Origin of the sequence: Chryseobacterium sp. ISL-6, from assembly GCF_018613715.1 — a bacterium.
In the GTDB taxonomy this organism is placed as follows: Bacteria; Bacteroidota; Bacteroidia; order Flavobacteriales; family Weeksellaceae; genus Chryseobacterium; species Chryseobacterium paludis.
Genome location: NZ_JAGGPT010000001.1, coordinates 494584 through 516981, shown reverse-complemented (window position 1 = coordinate 516981; position 22398 = coordinate 494584). Strand labels below are relative to the sequence as shown.

Annotated in this window: 22 protein-coding genes; 13 read left to right on the top strand and 9 right to left on the bottom strand. The window is 34.0% G+C overall.

Annotation, left to right across the window (positions count from 1 at the left end; translation table 11 throughout):
- Nucleotides 1–228: 228 nt before the first annotated feature.
- Genes hisG through hisIE form a run of 8 tightly spaced genes read left to right on the top strand, consistent with a single transcriptional unit; the run spans nucleotide 229 to nucleotide 7133 of the window.
- On the top strand, nucleotides 229–1086 hold the full coding sequence (gene hisG, locus J7E44_RS02420; protein WP_214825254.1) for an ATP phosphoribosyltransferase: 858 nt from the start codon (nucleotides 229–231) through the stop codon (nucleotides 1084–1086).
- A 1-nt stretch (nucleotide 1087) separates the two neighbouring features.
- Nucleotides 1088–2371 carry a histidinol dehydrogenase gene (gene hisD, locus J7E44_RS02415; protein ID WP_214825252.1) on the top strand — a complete coding sequence of 428 codons (1284 nt, stop codon included), beginning with the start codon at nucleotides 1088–1090 and terminating at the stop codon, nucleotides 2369–2371.
- Nucleotides 2371–3402 carry a histidinol-phosphate transaminase gene (gene hisC / locus J7E44_RS02410; RefSeq protein ID WP_214825250.1) on the top strand — a complete coding sequence of 344 codons (1032 nt, stop codon included), beginning with the start codon at nucleotides 2371–2373 and terminating at the stop codon, nucleotides 3400–3402. The genes hisD and hisC overlap by 1 nt, the downstream gene beginning before the upstream one ends.
- On the top strand, nucleotides 3399–4493 hold the full coding sequence (hisB, locus tag J7E44_RS02405) for a bifunctional histidinol-phosphatase/imidazoleglycerol-phosphate dehydratase HisB (protein WP_214825247.1): 1095 nt from the start codon (nucleotides 3399–3401) through the stop codon (nucleotides 4491–4493). The genes hisC and hisB overlap by 4 nt, the downstream gene beginning before the upstream one ends.
- 1 nt (nucleotide 4494) lies before the next feature.
- Nucleotides 4495–5073 carry an imidazole glycerol phosphate synthase subunit HisH gene (gene hisH, locus J7E44_RS02400; protein ID WP_214825244.1) on the top strand — a complete coding sequence of 193 codons (579 nt, stop codon included), beginning with the start codon at nucleotides 4495–4497 and terminating at the stop codon, nucleotides 5071–5073.
- A gap of 2 nt (nucleotides 5074–5075) precedes the next feature.
- Nucleotides 5076–5798, top strand: coding sequence for a 1-(5-phosphoribosyl)-5-[(5-phosphoribosylamino)methylideneamino]imidazole-4-carboxamide isomerase (hisA, locus tag J7E44_RS02395; RefSeq protein ID WP_214825240.1), 723 nt, complete (start codon nucleotides 5076–5078; stop codon nucleotides 5796–5798).
- Nucleotides 5791–6546, top strand: a complete 756-nt coding sequence (gene hisF / locus J7E44_RS02390; RefSeq protein WP_214825237.1) for an imidazole glycerol phosphate synthase subunit HisF — start codon at nucleotides 5791–5793, stop codon at nucleotides 6544–6546. Before hisA ends, hisF begins: the two co-directional genes overlap by 8 nt.
- Nucleotides 6543–7133, top strand: coding sequence for a bifunctional phosphoribosyl-AMP cyclohydrolase/phosphoribosyl-ATP diphosphatase HisIE (hisIE, locus tag J7E44_RS02385; RefSeq protein WP_214825234.1), 591 nt, complete (start codon nucleotides 6543–6545; stop codon nucleotides 7131–7133). Before hisF ends, hisIE begins: the two co-directional genes overlap by 4 nt.
- A 164-nt stretch (nucleotides 7134–7297) precedes the next feature.
- On the opposite strand, the gene J7E44_RS02380 is transcribed toward hisIE, so the two are convergent.
- The 8 genes from J7E44_RS02380 to thrS all read right to left on the bottom strand — a co-directional run bounded on the left by J7E44_RS02380 (nucleotide 7298) and on the right by thrS (nucleotide 15033).
- On the bottom strand, nucleotides 7298–8476 hold the full coding sequence (locus J7E44_RS02380; protein WP_214825231.1) for a M28 family peptidase: 1179 nt from the start codon (nucleotides 8474–8476) through the stop codon (nucleotides 7298–7300).
- 143 nt (nucleotides 8477–8619) lie between these two features.
- On the bottom strand, nucleotides 8620–9795 hold the full coding sequence (locus J7E44_RS02375; RefSeq protein WP_214825228.1) for a M28 family peptidase: 1176 nt from the start codon (nucleotides 9793–9795) through the stop codon (nucleotides 8620–8622).
- Between the two features lie 108 nt (nucleotides 9796–9903).
- A complete protein-coding gene (rplT, locus tag J7E44_RS02370; RefSeq protein WP_214825226.1) occupies nucleotides 9904–10248 on the bottom strand; it encodes a 50S ribosomal protein L20 in 345 nt (114 codons plus the stop codon).
- A gap of 121 nt (nucleotides 10249–10369) precedes the next feature.
- Complete coding sequence (gene rpmI, locus J7E44_RS02365) at nucleotides 10370–10567, bottom strand: 50S ribosomal protein L35 (protein WP_214825223.1); 198 nt, start codon at nucleotides 10565–10567, stop codon at nucleotides 10370–10372.
- 173 nt (nucleotides 10568–10740) lie between these two features.
- A complete protein-coding gene (locus J7E44_RS02360) occupies nucleotides 10741–11307 on the bottom strand; it encodes a hypothetical protein (protein WP_214825220.1) in 567 nt (188 codons plus the stop codon).
- Nucleotides 11308–11496: 189 nt separating this feature from the next.
- Entirely contained in the window at nucleotides 11497–12318 is an 822-nt protein-coding gene (locus J7E44_RS02355) for an alpha/beta fold hydrolase (protein ID WP_214825217.1), read from the bottom strand.
- A gap of 192 nt (nucleotides 12319–12510) precedes the next feature.
- On the bottom strand, nucleotides 12511–13041 hold the full coding sequence (gene infC, locus J7E44_RS02350; protein WP_214825214.1) for a translation initiation factor IF-3: 531 nt from the start codon (nucleotides 13039–13041) through the stop codon (nucleotides 12511–12513).
- A 72-nt stretch (nucleotides 13042–13113) separates the two neighbouring features.
- Nucleotides 13114–15033, bottom strand: a complete 1920-nt coding sequence (thrS, locus tag J7E44_RS02345; protein WP_214825211.1) for a threonine--tRNA ligase — start codon at nucleotides 15031–15033, stop codon at nucleotides 13114–13116.
- Between the two features lie 193 nt (nucleotides 15034–15226).
- Between thrS and J7E44_RS02340 the strand changes: the two genes are divergently transcribed.
- The gene (locus tag J7E44_RS02340) at nucleotides 15227–16195 is read left to right on the top strand and encodes a dipeptidase (protein ID WP_214825208.1); all 969 of its coding nucleotides are present in this window, start codon (nucleotides 15227–15229) and stop codon (nucleotides 16193–16195) included.
- Nucleotides 16196–16248: 53 nt separating this feature from the next.
- Here J7E44_RS02340 and J7E44_RS02335 read toward each other — a convergent pair whose 3' ends face one another.
- Complete coding sequence (locus J7E44_RS02335; protein WP_214825206.1) at nucleotides 16249–17793, bottom strand: hypothetical protein; 1545 nt, start codon at nucleotides 17791–17793, stop codon at nucleotides 16249–16251.
- Nucleotides 17794–17940: 147 nt separating this feature from the next.
- Between J7E44_RS02335 and J7E44_RS02330 the strand changes: the two genes are divergently transcribed.
- The 4 genes from J7E44_RS02330 (at nucleotide 17941) to leuB (ending at nucleotide 22383) form a co-directional block, all read left to right on the top strand.
- A complete protein-coding gene (locus tag J7E44_RS02330) occupies nucleotides 17941–19104 on the top strand; it encodes a 2-isopropylmalate synthase (RefSeq protein ID WP_214825204.1) in 1164 nt (387 codons plus the stop codon).
- Between the two features lie 38 nt (nucleotides 19105–19142).
- Nucleotides 19143–20528: a 3-isopropylmalate dehydratase large subunit gene (gene leuC / locus J7E44_RS02325; protein WP_214825202.1), complete on the top strand. Its 1386-nt coding sequence runs from the start codon at nucleotides 19143–19145 to the stop codon at nucleotides 20526–20528.
- A gap of 141 nt (nucleotides 20529–20669) precedes the next feature.
- Nucleotides 20670–21269 (top strand): 3-isopropylmalate dehydratase small subunit, encoded by a 600-nt coding sequence (leuD, locus tag J7E44_RS02320; RefSeq protein WP_214825200.1) that lies wholly within the window; start codon nucleotides 20670–20672, stop codon nucleotides 21267–21269.
- Nucleotides 21259–22383: a 3-isopropylmalate dehydrogenase gene (gene leuB / locus J7E44_RS02315; RefSeq protein WP_214825198.1), complete on the top strand. Its 1125-nt coding sequence runs from the start codon at nucleotides 21259–21261 to the stop codon at nucleotides 22381–22383. Before leuD ends, leuB begins: the two co-directional genes overlap by 11 nt.
- The last annotated feature ends 15 nt before the right edge of the window (nucleotides 22384–22398 follow it).

The following is a 22398-nucleotide window of genomic DNA, read 5'->3' as shown; positions in this document are numbered from 1 at the left end:
TAAGTCCTACATTTGTATCACAATTTTCAACAAATGAAACCGAATTTTTTAACACTACATCATTATTATCATCATCTCTGCTAAGACGGAATTGATTGATAATAACATGTGTTAAAATCAAAAATAATTAAAAACCGTCTGAGTAACAGACGGTTTTTTTGTTTCTAAATTCTTCGCGGAAATTTTTCAAAAATACTTTTTATTTACTCAGACACAATAAGTGCAACAATGAGTAAATTAAAAATTGCCATTCAGAAAAGCGGCAGACTTTATGAAGATTCTTTACAGCTTTTGAAAGACTGCGGAATTTTCATTAACAACGGAAAAGAACAACTAAAAGTTTCGGTTGATAACTTTCCCTTTGAGATTATGTATCTCAGAAATTCTGATATACCACAATATCTGGAAGATGGAGTAGTTGATATTGCCATTGTTGGTGAGAACCTACTGATAGAAAAAGAAAAGCAAATTGAAATTGTTCAGAAACTTGGATTTTCAAAGTGTCGGGTTTCTCTTGCAGTTCCCAAAGAAATAGAAACGGATGAACTCAGTTATTTCCAGGGAAAGAAAATAGCTACTTCGTATCCAAATACCCTCAAGAAATTCTTAACAGAAAATTCCATTTCTGCAGATATCCATGTTATCTCAGGATCTGTAGAAATTGCTCCAAACATTGGTTTGGCCGATGGAATCTGTGATATTGTCAGTTCCGGAAGTACCCTGTTCAAAAATGGGTTGAGAGAGACCATTACTTTACTTAGTTCCGAAGCTGTATTGGCAAAGAATCTACAACTGGATATAGAAAAAGAAAACATTCTGGAAAAGTTTCTATTTAGGATCAAAGCCGTTTTAAAAGCAAAAAAATCAAAATATATCCTGATGAATGTCCCCAATGAAAAGATTCAGGATATCTCTAATGTTTTGCCAGTTCTAAAAAGCCCCACAGTACTTCCTTTGGCTGAAAAAGGATGGAGTAGCATCCATTCAGTTATAGACGAAGAAAGATTCTGGGAAGTCATTGATGAGCTCAAAGAAAATGGAGCTCAGGATATTCTAATAATTCCAATCGATAAAATGGTGATTTAATATGTTTATAAATAGATACCCTCAAAGAGAAACATGGGCAGGACTCATAAAACGACCTGTTCTCAAAAAAGAAGAAGTTTCAGGAATAGTTTCCGAAATTTTCAAAAAAGTAGAACAAAATGGTGATGAAGCTTTGCTGGAGTTCACTAAAAAATTTGATTCTACAGAAATTGAAAGTATTACAGTTTCAAAGGAAGAAATTGATAGATCGGGCTCTTTAATAAGTGATGAACTGAAAGAAGCTATTCAGGTAGCAATGCAAAACATTACAAAGTTTCACACTTCACAACAGGTTGAGATTGAAAAGATTGAAACCACAAAAGGAGTAATATGCTGGCGGGAAAACCGTGCTGTTGAAAAAGTGGGAATTTATATACCCGGAGGAACGGCACCCTTATTTTCTACGGTTCTTATGTTGGCTATTCCTGCTCAATTAGCTGGATGTAACGAAATTATTTTATGTACGCCTCCAGATAAAAATGGAAATTTAAATCCCGCTATTATTTATACAGCAGTGCTTTGTGGAGTAACCAGAATATTTAAGATCGGTGGAGCACAGGCAATTGCAGCAATGACTTTAGGAACTGAAAGTATACCTAATGTATACAAAATTTTTGGACCTGGAAATCAGTTTGTTGTTGCCGCAAAGGAATATGCTCAAAATTATGGTGTTGCGATCGATATGCCTGCAGGACCAAGTGAGGTTTTAGTGATTGCTGACCAACAGGCTATTCCGGCATTTTGTGCTGCAGATCTACTTTCTCAGGCTGAACATGGCAGTGATAGCCAGGTTGTTTTTATTTCAACGGATTTAAAAGTTTTTAATGAAACCATTGAAGAAGTACATGAACAGGTTAAAAAGCTTCCAAGAAATAAATTAGCAGAAGAATCATTGAATAACAGTCATTTTATTCTGCTGAATACTGCCCAAGAAGCCATCCAATTTAGTAATTCATACGCTCCGGAACACCTTATACTGGCCTTAAGTGATTTTGAAAAACATATTCCATCTATTCAAAATGCCGGTTCTGTGTTTCTTGGAAATTATTCCTGTGAGAGTGCTGGAGATTATGCCAGCGGTACTAACCATACACTTCCCACCAACGGGTTTGCAAAAAATTATAGTGGAGTTTCAATAGACAGCTTTGTAAAGAAAATTACTTTTCAGGAGCTCTCAGCAAAAGGGTTACAGAATTTAGGAAAAACAATAGAGATAATGGCAGAAGCAGAAGGATTATTTGCCCATAAAAATGCCGTTTCAATTCGATTAAAATATAAAAAATAATGAAGCAATTAACAATCAGTCAGTTTGTACGAAAGAACATTTTAGAATTACAGCCTTATATAAGTTTTAGAGATCATAATGAGTTTGAAACTCCAGTTTTAATGGATGCTAATGAAAGTCCTTTTGGAGAATTTAACCGTTATCCTGATTCGACTCAAAAAGAGCTTAAGAGAAAAATAGCAGATTTTAAAAATCTAAGTCCTCAGCAGATTGCAGTAGGAAATGGAAGTGATGAACTTATTGACTTAATCATCAAGATCTTTTGTGAACCTAAAAAAGATGCTATTTTGATGATGGACCCATCTTTTGCAATGTATGCCTTTTATGCGGCAATTAATGAAAATAAGGTTTTTAAGGTAAATCTTGATGAAAATTTTGAGATTCTAAAGGAAGATTTCCTGAAAGTATCTAAAGAAGCCCAACCAAAGATATTTTTCCTTTGTTCACCAAATAATCCCACGGGAAACAGTGTAGATGATATTGAATTTTATCTTCAGAATTTTGAAGGAATTGTGGTTGTAGATGAAGCATATATTGAATTTTCAGATAAACAATCTAGTCTCAAACTTCTTGAAAAATACCCGAACCTTATTGTTCTTCAGACTTTTTCTAAAGCCTGGGGAAAAGCTGGAGCAAGGGTAGGAATAGCCTGTGCTACAGAAGAGATCATCCGTTTGATCAATACGGTAAAAGCTCCTTATAATTTAAATTCTTTAAGTCAGGAATTGATTTTAAAAAGTATCGATAATGCAGATGAATTTCAAAAAAATGTAGAAAATATTTTAATGGAAAGAGCATGGTTAGAAAGTGAATTCAGAAATATCAAATCTGTTACTAAAGTATTTCCTACTGATGCCAATTTCTTCTTAGTAGAGTTTAATGATGTTGACAATGTATATCAAAAGCTACTACAAAGTGAAGTATTGACGAATAAAAGGGCACCAGCCATTCCGAATTGTATTCGGATTAATATTGGGACGAGAGATGAAAATATTCGTTTAATCACTATTTTAAAAAAGCTTGAATCATGAAAAAAGTATTATTTATAGATCGCGATGGCACTTTGATCATAGAACCGCCAACTGATTTTCAGGTTGATTCTCTTGAAAAGCTAGAGTTCTATCCCGGAGTTTTTCAAAATCTTTCCAAAATTGTTAAGGAACTAGATTATGAGCTGGTGATGGTTACCAATCAGGATGGATTAGGTACAGAGAGTTTTCCGTTTGAAGATTTTATAATACCTCATGAAAAAATGCTGAATGCTTTAAAAAATGAAGGTATTATTTTCAGTGATATTTTAATTGATAAAAGCTTTGAAAGCGAAAATTTACCTGGCAGAAAACCAGGAGTGGGAATGCTTGGAAAGTATATATATGGAAATTATGATCTTAAGAATTCATATGTAATAGGAGATCGTATAACAGATGTTCAGCTGGCAGAAAATTTGGGATCAAAAGCCATTTATATGGGTGAAACGGTCAATGGAAAAGCAGATCTCTCTACAAAAGACTGGTCAGAGATCTATCAGTTTCTAAAAAGGATTCCAAGACAGGCTAAGGTATCCCGAAAAACAAATGAAACGGATATTGAAATTGAAGTCAATCTTGATGGCAAAGGAAATTCTAAAATTTCAACCGGCTTACATTTCTTTGACCACATGTTGGAGCAAATCTCGAAACATGGAAATTTAGATCTTATCATTAAGGTAAATGGAGACCTGCAGGTAGATGAGCACCATACAATTGAAGATACTGCTATTGTTTTAGGCAAGGCAATTCTTAAAGCTTTGGGGAATAAAAAAGGAATCGAAAGATATGGGTTTTTACTTCCAATGGACGATTGTCTGGCGCAGGTTGCTCTTGATTTTGGGGGTAGACCATGGTTGGTTTGGGATGCTGAATTTAACAGAGAAAAAATTGGTGATGTTCCGACCGAATTATTTTCACATTTCTTCAAATCATTTACTGATTCTTCTCAATCCAATTTAAATATTAAAGTGGAGGGTAGTAATGAACATCATAAGATTGAATCTATTTTTAAGGCTTTTGCTAAAGCTTTAAAAATGGCCGTGAATCAGACCGATAAGAATTTTAATTTACCATCAACTAAAGGAAGTTTATAGGATGATTGCAATTATAAAATACAATGGCGGGAATGTTCAGTCTGTTCAGAATTCTTTAAGCAGATTAAATAAAGAATCTGTTATTACGGATGATTTTGAATTGATTGAAAAAGCGGATAAAGTCATTTTTCCAGGAGTGGGTGAAGCTTCTTCAACGATGAAACTTCTCAAAGGTAAAGGGTTGGATACATTTATTCCAACTTTAAAACAGCCTGTTTTAGGAATTTGTTTGGGAATGCAGTTGATGTGTAAAAATAATGAGGAAGGAGATACAGTTGGAATGGGAATTTTTGATATTAATGTAAAGAAATTTCCACCAAGAGAAATTGTACCTCACATGGGATGGAATGGTATTACAGATTTGAGATCTGCTGTTTTTTCAGATTTTGAAAAAGAGAAGGATGTCTATTTTGTTCATAGCTATTACTGTGAGCTATCCGAATATACCACTTCGAGATGTAACTATATTTTACCTTTCAGTGCATCACTGCAAAAGGATAACTTCTTTGCTATGCAGTTTCACCCTGAAAAGTCTGGGAGAACAGGTGCTCAATTGCTTGAAAACTTTTTAAAACTGTAAGTATGAGAATAATTCCTGCTATAGATATTATTGATGGAAAATGTGTGCGACTTTCCAAGGGAGATTATAGAACTAAAAAGATTTATAATGAAAACCCTGTGGAAATGGCTAAAGAATTTGAAGATTTTGGAATTCAATTTCTTCATTTAGTCGATCTCGATGGTGCTAAATCCAAACATATAGTGAACCACAAAGTATTAGAATCAATTTCCAGAGAAACATCATTGCAGATCGATTTTGGAGGTGGGCTAAAAACTCTGAAAGATATTGAAACAGCTTTCGATGCAGGTGCCAATCAAATAACAATTGGAAGTATTGCCGTTCAGGATCCTGAATTTTGTTATGATTTAATTAAAAAATATGGAATTGGAAAAATCATCCTTGGAGCTGATTGTGAAAATAGGAAAATAAAAACCTCAGGATGGTTGAAAGAAAGTAATAAAGATGTTATTGATTTTATACTTCAGTACAGGAAGAAGGGGATTGAGCAGGTAATTTGTACAGACATTTCCAAAGATGGAATGTTGGAAGGGCCTTCAATGGATTTATATAAAGAGATTTTAGATAATGTTTCAATTCAGCTTGTGGCAAGTGGTGGGATTTCCGGAATGATGGATGTTTATAACATGAGAGAAATCGGTTGTTCGGGAACGATCATTGGAAAGGCTATTTATGAAGGAAAAATAACATTAAAAGAACTTCAAAATTTTATTGAAAATGCTTAAAAAAAGAATTATTCCATGTTTGGATATTAAGGATGGAACTACGGTAAAGGGAGTTAATTTTGAAGGGCTCCGAAATGCAGGGAATCCCATAAGCCTCGCAAAAAAATATGAGGATGAGGGTGCTGACGAATTGGTTTTTCTTGATATTACGGCAACTATTGAAAAAAGGAAAACCTTTGTGGAGCTTGTCAGGGAAATTGCAACGGAATTAAGTATTCCTTTTACAGTTGGTGGCGGAATTTCCTCTGTAGATGATGTTAGAAAATTACTGGAAGCAGGAGCTGATAAGATCAGTATCAATTCATCGGCTGTCAATAATCCAGATATTATTTCTGATTTGGCTAAAGAATTTGGGAGTCAGTGTATTGTGGTTGCAATTGATACCAGATTTGAGAATGGTGAAGATAAGGTATATATAAAAGGTGGTCGGGAGGTTACAGAACTAAAAACTGTAGAATGGGCAAAAAAAGCTGAATTACTTGGAGCGGGTGAAATTCTATTAACCTCTATGGATGGAGATGGAACTAAAAAAGGTTTTGATCTACGAATTACAAAATCAGTGTCTGAGGCAATTAATATTCCTGTCATTGCTTCAGGAGGTGCTGGAACAATAAAAGACTTTCAGGAAGTATTTCAAGAGACAAAAGCTACCGGCGCATTGGCAGCAAGTATTTTTCACTTTGGAGAAGTTCATATTAAGGATTTAAAGGAAGAATTATTAATTCAAAAAATACAAATAAGACGATGATTGATTTTAATAAAAATAGTCTTGTTCCGGTAATCATCCAGGACAATAAGACATTACAGGTTTTGATGCTGGGCTATATGAATGAAGAGGCATTTAATAAAACAAAAAAAGAAAGAATTGTCACTTTTTTCAGTCGATCAAAAAACAGGCTCTGGACTAAAGGTGAAGAATCGGGTAATTTTTTAATGGTAATAAGTATTGATATCGATTGTGACCAGGACACAATCCTTATTAAAGTTATTCCTAAAAATATAGTTTGCCACACCGGAAGTTTCAGTTGTTTCGGAGAAAAAGATTCTAAAGGATTTTTATATGAATTGGAAGAGAAAATCGGTCATAGAATCGATGGAAAAGTAGAGGATTCTTATACCTATTCATTATACAGACGAGGAATTAATAAAGTAGCTCAAAAAGTAGGAGAGGAGGCTGTAGAATTAGTTATAGAAGCTAAAGATGATAATGACGATTTATTTAAAAATGAAGCCGCTGATCTAATGTATCATTTTTTAATCTTGTTGAAGGCAAAAGATATCGCTTTAGAGGATGTTGAGAAGATTTTACAGTTGAGAAATCAGCGGATTGTATAAATAATAAACTCAATCTCAAAAACCTCAATACAAGAAAACAGAGTAAAGGTGTTGGAAGTGATACTTTCTGGAATGACACTGAATATATATGAATCATTATAAAAACAAATCCCTTTCCAGTATTAGAAAGGGGTTTATTTTTATAGATTTGTTTGTATGATTCATTATTCGATCATAATTTTTCTAACTACTGTATGATCATCAGCTTTAAGGTTTCCCAGATAAACACCTTTTTTTAAGCCTGAAACGTTAATCTTCGTTTGATTTTCCTGTTTAAGCAGTGAACGTCCCAACAGATCTGTAATCTCAAAACTGAAATCCTTCACTGTACCTGGTACTTCCAAAGAAAGGTAATCCTTTGCGGGATTGGGATATATTTTTATAGATTCTAATGTATTTATAGCTGTTTCTTTAGTATCTAAAACTATTGATGATGCTGTAGTTGCTACGGCAAAATGCTGAAGAGCCCCAACAGTTGCTTTCCCTACATTGAAGATGTATACAGGATCAGTATTGGCAAAGGTATCACTAGAAGAATGTGGGTAATTACTTCTTTTATATTCAAAATAACCAGTAATCACTTCTCCTTTTTCTTCAAATGGAATATAGTCTGTGTCTTCAGCAGGATCAATACCCGTTTGAAGTGATGAATATAAAGTTGTACATGTTACTAATTGCTGAGTAACTGCGGCAGATGCAGCATTATTACTACTTAGTCCACCCTGATCCTGGTCGCAGTAAATTTTGTTATTAACGTTACCCATTTTACCACCTACCTGATCCAGATTGAAGACCAATTTTATATCCAATTTACGAACACCATTTTGATAAGCTACATTATCAGCATAATGGTAACTTCCATATAATCCTTGTTCTTCCCCAGAAAAATGAATAAACTTGATTGAATATTCAGTAGGAACATTTTTCATAATTCTGGCCGCTTCTAATATAATAGAAGTTCCACTTCCATTATCATTAGTCCCTGGGCCATAAATGCTATCAAAATGTCCACAAATAATAACATATTTATTTGGGTATACCGTTCCTGTTTTTGTGATAACAAGATTTTTAGAACTGGTACTTCCAAAGGAAAAAGGGTCTTCTACGATCTGGCTTGCCGTATAACCATATGAAAGGTATTTATTCTTAATCCAGGTAAGGGCATTGGCATTATTAGCAGAGCCCGTAGTTTTTACACCAAGATTTTGAAACTGCTGTAAATTCGTTGTAATATTCGTTTGGGTAACCTGGTTAGCTCTATTTTGATAGGCTTGGATAAAAGTTTGAGATTGTAATTGCTGGCTTAGAAAACCAAGAAAAAGAAAAGTAATTATATTTTTCATTGTTAGGTGATTTTTTGTAAAAGTAATAATAAAATCATAACAAATAAAGATAAATTTTATGTTATAAATAAAAAATGCTTCTATTGACAGTAATAAAAGCATTTTTTAAGTTTTATATATTTTACTTTTTAAGAGTGATCGGATTATTTTTCAATCATAACTTTTCTTACGGCAGTATGATCTCCGGTTTTTATAATCGCTAAATATGCTCCTTTTACTAAAGATGAAACATTAATTGTCTTTTGATTTTGCTGCTTAATTAATGATCGTCCTACAAGGTCTGTTAATTCAAAATTAAAATCTTTAATAGTATCAGGTAGATCAATAGTTAATACATCTTTTGCAGGATTAGGATAAATTTTGACAGATTCTATAGATCTTTGGCCTTCTGTTTCATTGGTTCCCAAATTCAATGTAGTTGCTACCGCAAAATGTTGAAGAGCTCCAACCGCTGCTTTACCAACATTGAAAACATAGGTGGGATCTATATTAGCAAAAGTATCATTCACTGTATGTTCGTTATTACTTTTAATATTCTCATAGAAACCTGTAATAATATCTCCGTTTTGTTCAAAAGGAATATAATCGGAGGCATAAGCATTCGTAATCGCTGTCTGAAGAGGAGAGTATAGTTCTGTACAATTAGCCAGTTGCTGAGTGAAAGCACTTGAAGTAGCATTATTAGAAGAACTTCCATTTACCCCTTTCTCACACTTTATGGTGTTGTTATTATTTCCCAATTGTCCACCTACCTGATCAATATTAAATACCACTCTTACATTCATCTGGCGTACATCATTTTGAAATACCACATTATCTGCATAATGGTAGCTTCCTATCAATCCCTGTTCTTCGCCAGAAAAATGAATAAACTTAATTGAATATTCAGTAGGAATATCTTTTAAAATTCTTGCAGCTTCAAGTATAATAGAAGTGCCACTTCCATTGTCGCTAACACCAGTCCCTACTATTGTATCATAATGTCCACAGATAATAACATAGGTATTGGGATAAACAGTTCCGGTTTTTGTAATAATTAGATTTTTAGAACTTGTATTTCCGAACGTAAAAGGATCTTCGGTCATCTGACTTGCTGTATATCCATAAGCTAAATATTTATTCTTGATCCAGTTTAAAGCATTGGTATTATTAACAGAACCTGTGGTTTTTACACCCAGATTGTCAAATTCATGCAGGTTAGCTGTAATATTGGTTTGCGAAACCTGGGTTGCTCTGCTTTGATAAGCCTGAATAAAACTTTGTGCCTGTATGCTGTAAGCAGCAATAGAAAAAAGGAGTAGAGTAGTTAATTTTTTCACTTTATAATAAGATTACAGAATTATTATATATTTAATAAACAAATGTAAATAATAAAAAAATCCTGAGCAAAAAACTCAGGATTTATATTGATAACAAAAAATTTTACATTATTTTACTTGATCTACAACTGCTTTGAAAGCTTCAGGGTGATTCATTGCTAAATCTGCTAAAACCTTTCTGTTAAGTTCTACATCGTTCTTTTTAAGAGCTCCCATAAACTGAGAGTAAGACATTCCATGTTCTCTAGCTCCCGCGTTGATACGAGTGATCCAAAGTGATCTGAAATTTCTCTTTTTCTCTTTTCTTCCACGGTAAGCATATTGCATTGCTTTGTGTACCGCGTTTTTAGCTACAGTCCAAACGTTCTTTCTTCTACCGAAAAAACCTTTAGCTTGTTTCATGATTTTTTTTCTGCGAGCTCTTGAAGCTACTGCATTTACTGATCTAGGCATAATTTAAATTGTTTTTTTGAAAAGGGCGGTAAACTGTTTCATTACACTTATTTGCTCCGTTTCAGGGTTAAAAATTCTGAATTGTTTTAATTCCTATAAACCGAATATAGATTTATAAAAACTACTTAATTGCTAATTGACGTTTAACACTTTTTACGTCCACTGCAGCAACATAAGAAGTTTGCGTAAGATTTCTCTTTTGCTTAGTTTCTTTTTTAGTTAAGATGTGGCTTTTGTAAGCGTTTTTTCTTTTGATCTTACCTGTTCCAGTAAGGGCAAAACGTTTCTTAGCACCTGATTTCGTTTTTAATTTTGGCATTGTCTTGCTTTTTTATTATTTTGTTATCAATATCTCTGTCTTCTTTCCTAGTAATATTTAGGAATAATAGGGTGCAAAGATACAAAAAATATCAATTCAAATTTTAACAACCTATGATTTTCTATGACTTCAAAAAAACACCTCTTTATAAGAGGGGCTATAATTTAATTACCTTAGTCGAAATCTCTAACAACTATTTCTCTTCTTTCTTCATTATTTCCACCCAAAATAACTTTAATTCTAAGGCCGTTACCAATGAAATAACCACCTCTTGAATAAAGTTGAAGCTTAATATGTGGATTAGAAACGTTACCTGTAACTGCACTATTGGAATCCCAAAGAGGATTATTGTTATTATAAATAACAAGGTTACCATCATTTTGTGCAATAAGTTTAGGAGTGCCCTGGTTCCTTACCGTATTAGATGCCCATAAAACCGTGTAACTACCTGGTTTTTCACGATATAATACAAGGTTACTATCTCCTTGCATGACAAGTCGGTAGATACTGCCATTATTCTCTAAACTAATTGACTCCTCAGCATTTAATATTTGCGGATGATTGGTTGTTTCCGAAATAAGTGTTAAAGTTGTAAGACCGCCACCAGGAATAGATTTATTCGCATTCGCAGTTGTTTGTACTTTTCCATTTTCGACTGTTACATTGTCAAGACTGTCATCCTGACCACAAGATGCTAAGAGCATCGAAAGACTTACGAAAGTCAATAATTTTATTTTCATAAATAATTTTTACGCCGCAAATATAAATAATTCAGTATTAAGTCACAATTTAAAGACTTAATAAATTCAAATAAATGGTTTATTTATAGCGTTTTCAAGTAATTAAATTTACACACTTAAGTGATTTTAATATAAAAACCCCGATTTTTTTAATCGGGGTTTTACAATTTATAATAATGTACTTTCTGATTAAGATTGAAAGAATTCCAGCAGATCCTTATTAATAGTTTCTGCTTCTGTAGTAGGCATACCGTGAGGAAAGCCAGGATAGGTAATTAGTTTTCCATTTTTTACCAGCTTGGCAGCTACAACACCTGTAATTTCGTAAGGTACAATTTGATCATCTTCTCCATGTAATACCAATACGGGAACATCTACGCTTTTAAGATCTTCTGTGAAGTCAGTTTCAGAAAACGCTTTTATACAGTCATAATGAGCTTTAATGGATCCCATCATTCCCTGTCTCCACCAGTTATCACGAATACCCTGAGATATTTTTGCGCCTTCTCTGTTATATCCATAAAAAGCCAATGAAAAATCTACAAAATATTGTTGTCTCTGTGTTGCCGTATTGTGACGGATCTCATCAAAAACAGACATTGGAATTCCGTTCGGATTATTATCCGTTTTTACCATAATCGGCGTTACTGCACTTATTAAAACTGCTTTTGCAGCTCTGCCTTTACTATGTTGGGCTACGTATCGGATCACTTCGCCACCTCCAGTAGAATGGCCAACATGAATAACATCTTTTAAGTCTAATGCAGTTACAATTTCTGCCACATCGGATGCATAAGTATCCATATCATGTCCTTCCGAAGTTTGCGTAGATCTTCCATGACCCCTTCTGTCATGAGCAATCACTCTATATCCTTTTTCTAAAAAAAATAACATTTGTGCATCCCAATCATCGCTGGATAACGGCCATCCATGGTGAAAGAATATTGGTTGACCTTTTCCCCAATCTTTGTAATAAATTTCTGTTCCGTCTTTTAATTGAATAGTACTCATTGTTTTATATTTTATGATTAATAATTATTATTGCCTTGTAGATTATTTATCTATTATTTCTAAAACAAAGTTAAATCTATTCTCAATTGTAAACCTTAACATAGGATATTTTCGTCAAAATCTGATAAAATAAAAAACCTCAAAGAAATTTGAGGTTTTATATTGGCGAATTAAATACAAGATTTAATTAAATTATTTTGCTGGTTTTTTAGGACTCATCATCATAATCATTCTTTTACCTTCTAATTTAGGTAATTGATCTACCTTACCTACATGCTCAAGTTCTTGCGCAAGTTTTAAAAGTAGGATCTCTCCCTGATCTTTAAAGATAATTGAACGTCCTTTAAAAAATACGTAGGTTTTAAGTTTTGAACCTTCTTCCAGGAATTTTTCAGCGTGCTTCTTCTTAAATTCATAATCGTGGTCGTCAGTCTGAGGTCCAAAACGGATCTCTTTTACAACTACTTTTATTTGCTTCGCTTTAAGTTCCTTTTGTTTTTTCTTTTGCTCGTATAAAAACTTTTTATAGTCTAATATTCTTGCAATAAAAGGTTCCGCTTTGTCGGAAATCACAACCAAGTCTAATTCTTGTTCCTTGGCTATCTGCAAAGCCTTATCTAATGGGTAAACTCCGGGTTCAACATTGTCACCTACCAAACGAACCTCACGGGCTCTGATTTTACCATTAATTTGATGCAAATCCTCCTGTACTGGACGACGCATTGGGCCTCTGTTGTTAAATCTTTGTGCTATTGTTTTAAATTTTATTGGTTAACTTTCTATTTAACAGCTTTCTTATATTGCTGCTTCTTTTTTAAAATAATTGACGAAATCTTCCATCTTCATTACGCCGAGATCTCCTTCTCCACGTCTTCTTACAGAAATTGTACCGTCGTTTTCTTCATTCTCACCGACAACCAGCATGAAAGGGATTTTTTTCATTTCCGCATCACGGATCTTTCTTCCTGTCTTCTCATTTCTGTCATCAATCAGACCGCTAATATCGTGATTTTCCAAAAATTGTGAAACTTTTTTTGAATAATCTACATATTTTTCACTTATCGGTAGAATTATAAACTGATCAGGGCTTAACCATAATGGAAAATCACCTGCAGTATTTTCTAATAATATGGCTATAAAACGTTCCATAGAACCAAATGGTGCTCTGTGAATCATTACCGGTCTATGCTTTTCATTATCGTTTCCTATATAATGAAGATCAAATCTTTCCGGAAGATTATAATCTACCTGGATTGTTCCCAGCTGCCATTTTCTTCCTAAGGCATCTTTCACCATGAAATCCAGTTTAGGGCCATAAAATGCCGCTTCACCATATTCGATAACTGTCTTTAATCCTTTTTTCTGTGCCGCATTGATAATCGCATTTTCTGCTTTCTCCCAATTCTCATCAGAACCGATATATTTTTCTTTGTTTTCAGGATCTCTTAAAGAAACCTGAGTTACAAAATCCTCAAATCCTAAAGATTTAAAAACATAGAGTGTTAAATCTATTACTTTTTCGAATTCTTCTGAAAGCTGATCCGGAGTACAGAATAAATGGGCATCATCCTGAGTAAATCCACGAACTCTTGTTAAACCGTGAAGCTCTCCACTTTGCTCATATCGGTAAACTGTTCCGAATTCTGCATATCTTTTTGGAAGATCTCTATAGCTCCATTGTGAAGTTTTATAGATTTCACAGTGGTGAGGACAGTTCATTGGTTTTAGTAAAAACTCTTCTCCTTCATTAGGCGTTTTAATAGGCTGAAAGCTATCTGCTCCATATTTATCCCAATGTCCTGAAGTTACATAAAGTTCTTTTGAACCAATATGTGGAGACATTACAAACTCATAACCGCCTTTTTTCTGAGCATCACTAAGGAAGTTTTCTAATTTTCTTCTTAAAGCAGTCCCTTTTGGAAGCCATAACGGAAGTCCGGCACCTACTTTTTCAGAGAATGCAAAAATTCCTAATTCTTTTCCTAGCTTTCTGTGGTCTCTTCTTTTTGCTTCCTCTAATTTTTCAAGATACTCAGTAAGTTCCTTCTGTTTAGGGAAAGAAATACCATATACTCTTGTCAACTGAGGGTTTTTCTCATTTCCTCTCCAGTAAGCTCCGGCTGCATTTAATATTTTTACAGCTTTTACAATTCCTGTATTTGGAATATGGCCGCCACGACATAAGTCTGTGAAATTATCATGGGTTACAAAAGTAATTTCCCCATCATTAAGATTAGAGATCAATTCTACTTTATACGGATTGTCTGCATATGTTTTTAATGCTTCTTCTTTAGAAACAGGATATAATGAGAAGGTAGAACCTTTTTTAGCATTTTCCAATACTTTCTTTTCAATTTTCTCAAAATCCTTTTCAGATAAACTTTCGTCACCGAAATCTACATCATAATAAAAACCGCTTTCAATAGCAGGTCCGATAGTCAACTTAGCATTTGGATAAAATTCCAGGATTGCCTGCGCCAAAAGGTGGGCAGAAGAATGCCAAAAAGCTTTCTTTCCAAGATCATCATTCCATGTCAATAGCTGTACCGTAGAATCCGTCGTTATAGGTGTGGTAATCTCTACTTGTTTGCCGTTAACAATTGCGGAAATGGTATTTCTAGCCAATCCCTCGCTTATAGATTTTGCCACATCTAGAGAAGTAACTTCTCCGTCGAATTCTTTGACACTATTGTCTGGAAGTGTAATTTTTATCATTGTTTACTATGAAATTTTAAGATGCAAAAATACGCATTTTTTATTTAAAATAGTATATTAACGTATATTTGAATGAAGAAATATGAAAAACATTTACTGATTTTTGTCGTTTTATTTTTCATGATCTCTTTTTTTCAAAAAAAGACATTAAAATTTTTAAATATATTTATAAAAAAACATAGAGATTTTACTCATGAGCACATTCAATATAGATCTACACTGCGATTTACTTTATTATTTATTAGATCCAAAATCTGATATCCATGACAAACAGTTAGGCTGTTCATTACCCTATTTAAAAGAAGGGAATGTAAAGCTACAGGTAATGGCAATTTATTCTGCTACAGGAAAGAACAGTATAACAGAAGGGATCAGGCAAAGTGAAGTGTTTGCTGATTTACTGAATACGGATGATTTCTTTCTATTCAACACTCAGAATTACAGCAATAGTGAAAATTCGAATCGGGTAGGAGTTCTTGCTTCTATTGAAAATGCATCATCATTTTGTGAAGAAGATTCTAGTTTGGAGGAAGGTTTTAAAAATTTGGAAACTATTATTAACAATACTCAGAAGGTTTTATATATAGGAATTACTCATCATTCTGAAAACCGTTTTGGAGGTGGAAATAATTCCGAAGCCGGACTAAAAGAAGATGGTAAAATATTGATCGATTATATAGCAGATAAAAAGATTGCTATTGATTTAGCCCATACAAGTGATCAGTTAGCCTATGATATTCTTAATTATACGGATCAGAAAAATTATAAAATTTCTATTCTGGCAAGCCATTCTAACTATAGAAGTGTATATAAAAATAATAGAAATCTTCCCGATGAATTAGTGAATGAAGTGATCAAAAGAAAGGGTTTGATCGGGCTTAATTTTATTAAAGATTATATTGACCATCATCATCCTGAAAGACTTTATGAACATATTCAATATGCACTGTCCCTAGGCGCTGAAGATTGTATTGCATACGGAGGTGATTTTTTCTTCGATAAAGAGCATCCGGATAAGTCAAGATATCCCTTTTTCTTTGACGAATTTCAAGATGCTACAACTTATAATTCGATCAATAAAAAGTTATCTGAAGACTTTTCTCCAGGGCTTATGGAGAAAATCAGTCATAAAAATGCACTGGAATTTATAAAAAGATTATAGATAATTTGGGGGTATTAAAAGGTGGCTTCGAGAGCCTCAGCCACCTTTTATATTTATTTTTTTCTTTTATACCGGACCTTTTGTTTTATAATTTCAATAACATCTACATGCTGAACTTTGGATTTTATCCAACCATGGATATCAATATAAAATAAAGATCTTCTATAATACTCATTGGTTGAATATTCTTCAAGTTTTTGATCAAATGCTTCGAAAGCTTTTTGCCTGTCATCCGGAACTAAATTATTCAGATTTTTGAAAAAATTGATACTTTCAAAGTGAAACTCTTCAGGCTTTTTCATTTTTAAGGCAAACTTGAGAGTCGCTTTTATAAACTCATCATAATCTTCATCATTTCCCGATTCGTGTTTTGACATTAAGATCAAAATTCTGGTATGAAACAAAAGATCTTCCTGCACATTCCCTTTAGATTCAATGATCTTCATAGAGTAACGCATGGATTCATTATATTTCTTACTTCCGAAAAGCATAGCTGCCATCTTGAGATATAAAATCATGAAATGGTGCTCATCGATCTTATCCCTAAGCTTATCCATCTTCATTTCAATTTCAGGGATAAGTTTTGTTCCGCTAAAAAATTCGCCTTTTACAAAATGGATATTCATTAAAGTATTAGAATAGGTAAGAAAGGTAAGTGCCTGTAAGTTTTCATTTTGAGCAAAGCTTGGTGAATAAACTGTTTTATTAAAAATTTCAAACTGTTTCTCTAAAATATCAATATTACCATATAGGAAAAGGATCTTTAGTAAATAGGTATTCCCTTTAATATACCAAACCGGATGGCTGAAGATCATTTCAGGTTTCTGATGGAACAATTCTACCCATTGATAGGCATATTTCAATGTATATTTATAATCCTGTAACAGTTGGTTTTTCCAGACATGAGCTTTGTAATACCATAGCTTTTCTGTGAAATTAAGCTTAGAAGGTTTTATATTTTTTATCTGTGCATTAAAGATTTCTAATACTTCATGTCGGTCTGCATCATTTTTTACATAGCCATGTGTTAACATCTCACTATATAATTTCAATGAAAGATTGGAAAGTTCTGTAGTATACTGATTTTGTTTACTGATCGCTTTTGATTCTTTTATCAATTCTTCGGCTCTACCATTTATACTTCGCGTAATGAATTGGGATTCGATTACTTTTTCAAGATCTATGATTTCTGATGCAATACTCTTTTCGTCTAATTCTAATGCCGACTGCTTTGTTTTATCTAATATTTTCAGAGCCTGCTTATAGAGTCCTTTCTGATAAAGTATATTAGCGAAATCCAGCTGTTCGCGGAGCTGAATCCTATAGTTTTGGTGACTGGGGTTCATACGGAGGCTTACCAAAATCTGTTTATAGAGGTGCGCTTTAAGATTAGAAAGCTGTTGCTTCGTTGAAATTTTTTTCTCTATTATAACAGACTCATTGTACTCACTCATCTTGTCCAGTTCTGAAAAAAGCAAAAGGAATTTAGCATCCACGTTAATTCCTAAACGGTTAACATAAAGCTTGAACTGTCGCTTTTCGGAAGTTGTTAATGATTTAATAAGTACAAATAAGAAGTCTTTCTGCAATTCTGCCATTGTAAAATTTGCTAATTTAAATGTTTGGATATCATATTATTACATTTAGTTTTTCATTATTTGAATATTGTAATTTTCATTAAAATTGAAAATATAAAAAATATGCAAGCCTTAGTTTTGAATCAAAATTAAGTAAAAAACTTCATTATGAATTCCGAAAAGATTGAAATTTTTGATACCACATTGCGTGATGGGGAACAGGTTCCGGGATGTAAGCTGAATACAGAACAAAAATTAATTATAGCCGAAAGGCTTGATAAACTAGGGATTGACGTAATTGAAGCCGGATTTCCGGTATCAAGTCCGGGAGATTTTCATTCTGTTTCTGAAATTTCAAAACTGGTTAGAAATGCAAAAGTATGCGGATTGACCAGAGCCAATAAAAAAGATATAGAAATTGCTGCTGAAGCATTACAGCATGCTAAAAGACCGCGAATCCATACCGGTATTGGAACCTCAGATTCTCATATAAGATATAAGTTCAATTCTACAAGAGAGGATATTCTAGAAAGGGCGGTAGATGCTGTAAAGTATGCTAAAAGTTTTGTAGAAGATGTCGAGTTTTATGCTGAAGATGCCGGAAGAACAGACAATGAATTTTTAGCAAGAGTTTGCGAAGCTGTTATTAAGGCTGGAGCAACAGTTTTAAATATTCCTGATACAACAGGATATTGCTTACCCGAAGAATATGGACAAAAAATTAAGTATTTAAAAGAAAATGTAAGTGGAATAGACAAAGCCGTTTTATCATGTCATTGTCATAATGATCTAGGACTGGCAACTGCAAATTCTATTGCCGGAGTGATCAATGGAGCAAGACAAATCGAATGTACGATCAACGGTTTGGGAGAAAGAGCCGGAAATACAGCATTGGAAGAAGTCGTCATGATTCTGAAGCAACACAAGAATCTAAACCTGCATACCGATGTCAATTCTAAAATGCTTAATGAGATGAGCTTTTTAGTTTCAGATCTTATGGGAATGCCTGTTCAGCCGAATAAAGCAATCATTGGAGCTAATGCTTTCGCCCACAGTTCTGGTATCCATCAGGACGGGGTCATCAAAAATAGAGAAACTTATGAGATTATGAATCCTGAGGATGTGGGGGTAAGTGAGTCTTCCATTATTCTTACTGCCAGAAGTGGTAGATCGGCTTTAGCTTATCGTTTTAAACATATCGGGTTTGATGTTACTAAAAATGAACTCGACTTTTTATACAAAGAATTTTTAAAAGTAGCAGATATGAAAAAAGAAATAGATAACGAAGATCTTAATCTGATGATGACAGCATTGACCAGAAAAATCAGTTAAAAGATCTCTATTTCTTTTCTAATCAAATCAAACTAAAAATGAACAATAATAAAACGCTTTTTGATAAGGTCTGGGACGCTCACGTTGTAGAAACCGTTCCGGATGGACCACAGATTATATATATCGATAAACATCTGATTCATGAAGTAACAAGCCCACAGGCTTTTGCAGAGCTTGAATCCAGAAACCTCGAAGTCTTCAGACCGGAACAGATTGTGGCTACAGCGGACCATAATGTTCCTACACTCAGCCAGGAGTTACCGATCCGTGATGAATCATCAAGGAATCAAGTGGAACAGCTGACAGAAAACTGTAAGAAAAACAATATTGAATTGTATGGGCTTGGACATCATTATCAGGGGATTGTACATATCATTGCTCCGGAATTAGGAATTACCCAACCAGGAATGAGTATTGTTTGCGGAGATAGTCACACCTCTACACATGGTGCTTTCGGAGCAATCGCTTTTGGGATCGGAACAAGTCAGGTAGCGCAGGTTTTTGCCAGTCAGTGTCTGTTGCTTAACAAACCGAAATCAATGAGAATAGCGGTAAATGGAAAGCTTCAGGATCATGTTCAGCCAAAAGATGTTATTCTCTATATCATTTCTAAAGTAGGAACCAATGGCGGGACAGGATATTTTTGTGAATATGCAGGATCTGTTTTTGAAGAAATGTCGATGGAAGGAAGAATGACAGTCTGTAATATGAGTATTGAAATGGGAGCCAGAGGAGGAATGATAGCACCGGATGAGATCACATTTGAATATGTAAAAGGAAAACCCTTTGCACCAAAAGGGGAAGAATGGGAAGAAAAACTTACCTATTGGAAAAGCCTTAGAACGGAGGAAGATGCTGTTTTTGATGCCGAATTTACATTTGATGCTTCAGAAATAAGACCTATGATCACCTATGGAACCAATCCGGGAATGGGAATTTCATTGTATGATGTAATTCCTGTACCACAAAATGAATCAGAAGAAAAAGCATTACAGTATATGGGATTAAAGGCTGGGCAATCTCCATCTGATATTGAAGTGAATTACGTATTCATTGGAAGTTGTACAAATGCTAGAATCGAAGATTTCCGTTCAGCAGCCGAATATATTAAAGGGAAAAGTAAATCTGAACATGTTAATGCTTTAATTGTTCCAGGATCTCAGCTTGTTGTAAAACAGATTTATGAGGAAGGACTCGATAAGATTTTCAGTGAAGCCGGATTTCAGATCAGGCAGCCGGGATGCTCAGCTTGCCTTGCTATGAATGATGATAAGATACCGGAAGGTGAATATTGCGTTTCAACATCAAATAGGAATTTTGAAGGCAGACAGGGACAAGGCGCCAGAACTATTCTGGCAAGTCCATTAACGGCTGCTAAAGTAGCTATAGAAGGCAAAATTACTGCCTTTGAAAATTTAAATTAATCAATAAGACATAAAATACATATAGAGGATGTTAAAGATTGCTGCTTTTGTAAGAATTGAATAATTATTTTCTCAAAAGCAGCTTTTAAAAATGTACATAAAAAGAATTGTCTTTCATTTAGAATATTTTAAACCAAACAAATGCAAAAGCTAACTATTATAAAATCCAGTGCAATTCCATTGCCTGTAGAAAATATAGATACTGATCAGATCATTCCTGCAAGATTTCTGAAAAGTATAGACAAAAAAGGATTCGGAGATAATTTGTTCAGGGATTGGAGATATGATGTTCATACCAATGAACCGAATGCTAATTTCATTTTAAATAAACCTCAGTACAAAGGAGAAATTCTAGTCGCAGGTAATAATTTTGGTTGTGGAAGCAGTCGTGAACATGCAGCCTGGTCTTTAACTGATTTTGGTTTCAAGGTGATTGTATCAAGTTATTTTGCCGATATTTTTAAAGGAAATGCTTTAAATAACGGATTATTGCCCGTAAAAGTTTCAGAGGATTTTTTAAAAGATATTCTAAAAGATATTACAGAGAATCCTGAAGAGGAAGTAATTATTGATGTGGAGCAGCAAACGATTAGTTTTAAAAATAAAACTGAATGCTTTGAACTTGATTCTTACAAAAAGATCTGCCTTCTGAATGGATATGATGATATTGATTTTTTAATCAGTAAAAAAAACACAATAAAAGAATTCGAATTAAAAACACAAAAAGTTTATGAGCAATAATTATTTCAAAATAGCGGTTCTTCCCGGAGACGGGATTGGTCCGGAGGTGGTTAATGAAAGTGTGAAAATCTTAAAAGTAATCGGAGAAGTTTTCCAGTGCAACTTTCAGTTCAAATATGGAGTGGTAGGAGCCGAAGCTATTTATCAGACTGGTGATCCGCTACCGGAGAAAACACTGGAGCTCTGTAAAGATTCAGATGCAGTTCTTTTCGGAGCTATCGGAGATCCTTCGTTCGACAATAACCCTGATGCTAAGGTTAGACCTGAGCAAGGCCTGCTAAAACTTCGTAAGGAGCTGGGGCTTTTTGCTAACATCAGGCCTTTAAAAACATATTCCTCACTGATTGAGAAAAGTCCTTTGAAAAAAGAGATCATTGAAGGGACAGATATTCAGATTTTCAGGGAATTGGTAAGTGGGATTTATTTTGGGGAGAAATTTACCGAAGAAAAAGGAGCTTACGCATATGATGTATGCAAATACAGCAGAGAAGATATTATTCCAATTGTTCATATGGCTTTTCAGGAGGCACAAAAGCGGAAAAACAAAGTAACACTTATTGATAAAGCTAACGTGTTGGATACCTCAAGATTGTGGAGAAAGATCTGTAAAGAGGTTGCTCAGGATTATCCTGGGGTTCATTTGGATTTTATGTTTGTTGATAATGCTGCAATGCAGTTAATTCTTAATCCGAAACAATTTGATGTTATCGTAACAGAGAATATGTTTGGTGATATTATTTCCGACGAAGCCAGTGTAATAGGAGGTTCCATCGGATTGTTGCCTTCAGCTTCTATAGGTGATTCTAATGCGATGTTTGAACCTATACACGGTTCATATCCGCAGGCAAAAGGAAAGGGAATTGCCAATCCTATCGCATCGATATTGAGTACAGCCATGATGCTTGATTATCTGCAATTGGAACAGGCGGCAAATAAATTAAGGGAATCTGTGGAACATGCTATTGAGAATAAATATGTAACCGTTGATCTTAATGCCAAGCAGCCTTATTCTACAAGTGAAGTAGGGGATTTTATTGCTGATTATATTAAGTTTTCTGAGAAATCTTATTATAATTTTGAGAATATTAAGATCGGAAAATCTACAATTGTATAACGAGAAGTTTGATTT